The organism is Geobacillus sp., from assembly GCF_017515625.1.
GTDB lineage: Bacteria > Bacillota > Bacilli > Bacillales > Anoxybacillaceae > Geobacillus > Geobacillus stearothermophilus.
The window spans coordinates 1-3766 of sequence record NZ_JAFWFM010000227.1; the positions used below are offsets into that span (position 1 = coordinate 1).

A 3766-nucleotide genomic window follows, 5' to 3' on the forward strand; every position below is an offset into this window, starting at 1 on the left:
AGCGTTTAAAGCGATCGCCGACCCGACGCGCCGGAAAATTTTATCCTTGTTGCGGAACGGGGAGTTGACAGCAGGGGAGATCGCTTCGCATTTTGATATGCAAAAACCGAGCGTCTCGCATCACTTGAAAATTCTCAAACAGGCTGATTTGGTGCAAGACCGGCGTGAGGGACAGCATATCTACTACTCTCTGAACACGACGGTGTTTCAAGATTTGCTGCGCTGGTTTTACGATTTTGTCGAAAGGGAAGAGAAACATGTGGAAGAGTAATCGGCTTGCGATCATGCTTACAGTTTTCGCCTATGTCATCAGTCTGGCTGCCATTCCTTATTTGCCGGATCAAGTGGCCATTCACTGGAACGCAGCGGGTGAAGCCGACGGCTTCAGCAACAAATGGTTGGGTGCCTTCCTTCCCCCCTTATTGATGACACTTCTCATCATGTTGATGGGAGTGTTGCCGAAGTTTGACCCGAAAAAAGAAAGTTACGGCCGTTTTCAAAAAAGCTATCGCATTGTCAACGCGGCGCTCGCCTTCTTTTTCTTGCTCCTGCATATCGCAACATTGGCGTACAATCTCGGAGTTCCGGTTGATGTTGGACGGCTTGTGCTGATTGGTGTCGGAGTGCTGTTCATCGTGTTGGGAAACTACATGCCGAAAATCAAACCGAATTATTTTATCGGCATCCGCACGCCGTGGACGTTGGAAAGCGAGGCCGTTTGGAACAAAACGCACCGCCTTGGCGGCAAGGTGTTTATCGTGATGGGGATTTTGTCGATGCTCACCGCGTTTTGGCGCGGGGAGATGAGGGTTGTTTTGTTTCTCGTCATCATCGTTGTCGGCAATTTGTATCTCATCGTTCAATCGTTTCTTTATGAGCAGCAAGAACAGCGCAACCGTTCATAAATAGTTTGAGGCGAGAATGCTCTCTTTCCCCTTCGCTATCGTAAACCCGTCTCATTCGGGGCATGCTAGGGATGAAGGAGGGGAGGGCGATGAAACGGAAACCGGACAACCAACGCGCCGGGCATCCGGCCCGCGCCGCCGACACACGGACGGCAGGCCGGACAGCGATGAAGGAACAAACGGTGCAAGAGGCCTACAAAGAGCGGGAAGAGCTGACGGCCGATTCAATCAAAAAGCGGGAGAAAGGGCGATTCCTTTCTCTCGCTTTTTTGCGGTTAAGCATGCTCTTCTAAGCTGGTGACCGGCACGCTTTGTTTTTGCTTCGGGTTGTCAAGCGGGTGGATCGTTGCTACGCCTTTTTGCTGGTCGACATGCTCAATGTAAATGCGCTGGCCGTTGTACGTGACGTTTGCCATCACCGGCGACGACGCGATTTCTTGCGCCCGACGGACATCCATCTGAAACACCTCCTTATTTGCCGATAACACGCATAGTATGACAGGTGTGCGATTGAACTATGCATGTGGCTGAGATCGGAAAGAATAATTTCCAAAACAATGTGCTAAATAATCAATCAACAAAACCGACCATCTTTTCCTAGCCGATTCACACGTTTTAATGTAAACTGTTTTTTACAAATAGTTTACATATAAGGGGATGGGGATGAAAACCGAACTAACCGCCCAACTGCTCGAATGGGAACAAAAAGCGCAAAAACGCCAGCTGCGCCGGGCAGAGGCTTCAGGCGCTACGGTCATCCTGAACGGAAAGCCGATGTTGAATTTAGCGTCCAATAATTATTTAGGGTTGGCGGATGATAGGCGGCTCATCGAAGCGGGCTGCGAGGCGATGAGGCATATAGGGCCGGAGCGGGCGCGTCGCGGCTCGTCGTCGGCAATCATCCGCTCTATGAGCGGGCGGAAGCCGCGTTGAAACAATGGAAAAAAGCAGAGGCGGCTCTTATTTTCAACAGCGGCTACACGGCCAACATCGGCGTGTTGACAGCGTTAATTGGCCGAGATGATCTTGTCTTTAGCGATGAGTGGAACCATGCGAGTTTAATTGATGGCATCCGCTTGAGCAAAGCCGCCTGTTTCCGCTATCGACATAATGACATCGATCAGCTGGAATCATTGTTGAAGCAATCTCCGCCCGCGACGCCATCCGGCCGCCGACCGTCCCTGAGGGAACGGCGCGCATTCGCTTTTCCATCACCGCCGCGATGACGGAAGAAGACATTGATATGGCGATTGACCGTATCGCTTGGGCAGGAAGGCAGATTGGATTGATTTCATAGGGAAAAACGGCGTCACGAGGAGGAAACGCGTGAGAGAACAAAAAAAACCAGCCGGACGTTTTTTCGGCTGGTTTCCTTCGATCGGGATGACAGGATTTGAACCTGCGACCCCACGCACCCCATGCGTGTGCTCTACCAAGCTGAGCTACATCCCGAAATGGATGGTGAGACATTTTCGATTATACAAGAAAAGCAGGACAAAATCAATGGCGAATTTTGCGTTGAGTTGGAAAAGGATGCCGTTGAAAGACTATCGGCATCCTTGTTGCTGACAAGTCTGTTTTTTTCTGTTTTCATGCTCCTTTGAACGTATCTTCCTCTGTCTGTCCGCCCCTGCTTTTGCGACAGAGAATTCGCCATTGATTATACGACAAAGCATGCAAGATATCCCGCTAAAGAACTCGTGATTGGAAACGAGTTGTTCAGCAGAGACTCTTTTTAAGTTGAGGAACTTTGCAAAATCGACTCGACTTCCGCCACAAAAACTGCCGATAGGCCGAAAAGAATGGTTTTCCCCGTCTTCTACACGCCTTGGAAAACGAGCGCGGTGTCAATCGTTCCGATCACAGAATCGAACGTTTCTCCGCAGGCGATGATCGTCTCGGCGTATCGATCATGTTCGAGTGTGCACTGACGGATCGTTTTGTTGTATGGGTCGGCGATCCAGTATTCTTCCACTCCGTAGGCACAGTACAAATCTTTTTTCAGCGTCACATCGATTTTGTAGGTTGACGGGCTGACAACTTCGATGACGATGAGCGGCCGCTCCTTATAGCCGCCGATGATTTTTTCCGGCCGTTCGCAATAGACAGCGACATCCGGCTGGATAAACTCGTTCATCACTTTTCCGTTCTTTTCGAGTTTCACGGACAAGTTTGAAATCGGTTGACATGGGCTTTTTCCTTTGATCATGGAAACAAGATTGTCGCAAACGATTTGATGTTCCCATGACGGGGACGGGGACATGTTGATGGCTTCTTGCATGCTCCTCACCTCTTTTTCATTTCTTTTTCATTATACTTGAAACCGTTCTCCCTTGCCTACAACAGGTTGTTGAGAAAAAAGAAAACGCTAGGTTGCCGGGCAGCGTTCAAGTATACTAAAAAGAAAAGAGGAAAGGAGGCCGTTTTGATGCCGATGCCGGAAAAAGGGCAGCCGTTCACCTATGCGCAATACATGATGCTCGACGAAGATGTACGATATGAGGTCATTGACGGCCAAGTCTTCAACATGTCTCCCGCTCCGACGCCGAAACATCAGGCAGTGCAACGTGAATTGTTGGTGGAATTTGCGACATATTTGCGGGGGAAAGAATGCACCGTATTTGGCGCTCCGATCGACGTTTGTTTGGCGGATCGGGATGATCCGGAACAAATTCGCGAATGGGTTGAGCCGGATCTTGTCGTTGTCTGCGACAAAAACAAAATGGCTCTTCACCACAAGTTGTACTTGATCATTGAAGATCGGTGTGCATAGAGAAAATAGAGGGTACAAAAAAATGCGAATTTTCCTGTATGGTAAAGGTGTCCAAACCAAACCATTGGAGGAAAATTCGCATGTACGC

8 protein-coding genes and 1 tRNA gene are annotated in these 3766 nt (G+C 49.5%); 6 read left to right on the forward strand and 3 right to left on the reverse strand.

Annotated elements, in window-relative coordinates; translation table 11 throughout:
- The 3 genes from IKE44_RS13265 to IKE44_RS13275 form a co-directional block, all read left to right on the forward strand.
- Positions 1–271 (forward strand): autorepressor SdpR family transcription factor (locus IKE44_RS13265; protein WP_287466156.1); only part of this gene is annotated, 271 nt, incomplete at its 5' end.
- The gene (locus tag IKE44_RS13270) at positions 258–905 is read left to right on the forward strand and encodes an SdpI family protein (RefSeq protein WP_064213458.1); all 648 of its coding nucleotides are present in this window, start codon (positions 258–260) and stop codon (positions 903–905) included. The genes IKE44_RS13265 and IKE44_RS13270, both read left to right, overlap by 14 nt.
- A gap of 89 nt (positions 906–994) precedes the next feature.
- The gene (locus IKE44_RS13275; protein WP_049624781.1) at positions 995–1198 is read left to right on the forward strand and encodes a hypothetical protein; all 204 of its coding nucleotides are present in this window, start codon (positions 995–997) and stop codon (positions 1196–1198) included.
- On the opposite strand, the gene IKE44_RS13280 is transcribed toward IKE44_RS13275, so the two are convergent.
- Positions 1181–1363 (reverse strand): small acid-soluble spore protein H, encoded by a 183-nt coding sequence (locus IKE44_RS13280; protein ID WP_033017203.1) that lies wholly within the window; start codon positions 1361–1363, stop codon positions 1181–1183. The two genes, IKE44_RS13275 and IKE44_RS13280, sit on opposite strands and share 18 nt — an antisense overlap.
- Positions 1364–1568: 205 nt before the next feature.
- Between IKE44_RS13280 and IKE44_RS13285 the strand changes: the two genes are divergently transcribed.
- Together IKE44_RS13285 and IKE44_RS13290 are read left to right on the forward strand one after the other, a co-directional pair.
- Entirely contained in the window at positions 1569–1838 is a 270-nt protein-coding gene (locus IKE44_RS13285) for a PLP-dependent aminotransferase family protein (RefSeq protein WP_230581416.1), read from the forward strand.
- On the forward strand, positions 1745–2131 hold the full coding sequence (locus IKE44_RS13290; RefSeq protein WP_230581419.1) for an aminotransferase class I/II-fold pyridoxal phosphate-dependent enzyme: 387 nt from the start codon (positions 1745–1747) through the stop codon (positions 2129–2131). The genes IKE44_RS13285 and IKE44_RS13290 overlap by 94 nt, the downstream gene beginning before the upstream one ends.
- Before the next feature lie 152 nt (positions 2132–2283).
- On the opposite strand, the gene IKE44_RS13295 is transcribed toward IKE44_RS13290, so the two are convergent.
- Both IKE44_RS13295 and IKE44_RS13300 read right to left on the reverse strand, forming a co-directional pair.
- Positions 2284–2357, reverse strand: a tRNA-Pro gene (locus tag IKE44_RS13295).
- A 367-nt stretch (positions 2358–2724) separates the two neighbouring features.
- Positions 2725–3186, reverse strand: a complete 462-nt coding sequence (locus IKE44_RS13300; protein ID WP_287466159.1) for a Uma2 family endonuclease — start codon at positions 3184–3186, stop codon at positions 2725–2727.
- A gap of 147 nt (positions 3187–3333) precedes the next feature.
- On the opposite strand from IKE44_RS13300, the gene IKE44_RS13305 reads away from it, so the two are divergent.
- Positions 3334–3678: a Uma2 family endonuclease gene (locus IKE44_RS13305; RefSeq protein ID WP_287466160.1), complete on the forward strand. Its 345-nt coding sequence runs from the start codon at positions 3334–3336 to the stop codon at positions 3676–3678.
- The last annotated feature ends 88 nt before the right edge of the window (positions 3679–3766 follow it).

Excerpts from the sequence above, each read along its gene's own strand:
- IKE44_RS13285 (WP_230581416.1), top strand. The coding sequence starts at position 1,569 with ATGAAAACCGAACTAACCGCCCAACTGCTCGAATGGGAACAAAAAGCG.
- IKE44_RS13275 (WP_049624781.1), top strand. The coding sequence starts at position 995 with ATGAAACGGAAACCGGACAACCAACGCGCCGGGCATCCGGCCCGCGCC.
- IKE44_RS13270 (WP_064213458.1), top strand. The coding sequence starts at position 258 with ATGTGGAAGAGTAATCGGCTTGCGATCATGCTTACAGTTTTCGCCTAT.
- IKE44_RS13300 (WP_287466159.1), bottom strand. The coding sequence starts at position 3,186 with ATGCAAGAAGCCATCAACATGTCCCCGTCCCCGTCATGGGAACATCAA.
- IKE44_RS13305 (WP_287466160.1), top strand. The coding sequence starts at position 3,334 with ATGCCGATGCCGGAAAAAGGGCAGCCGTTCACCTATGCGCAATACATG.
- IKE44_RS13280 (WP_033017203.1), bottom strand. The coding sequence starts at position 1,363 with ATGGATGTCCGTCGGGCGCAAGAAATCGCGTCGTCGCCGGTGATGGCA.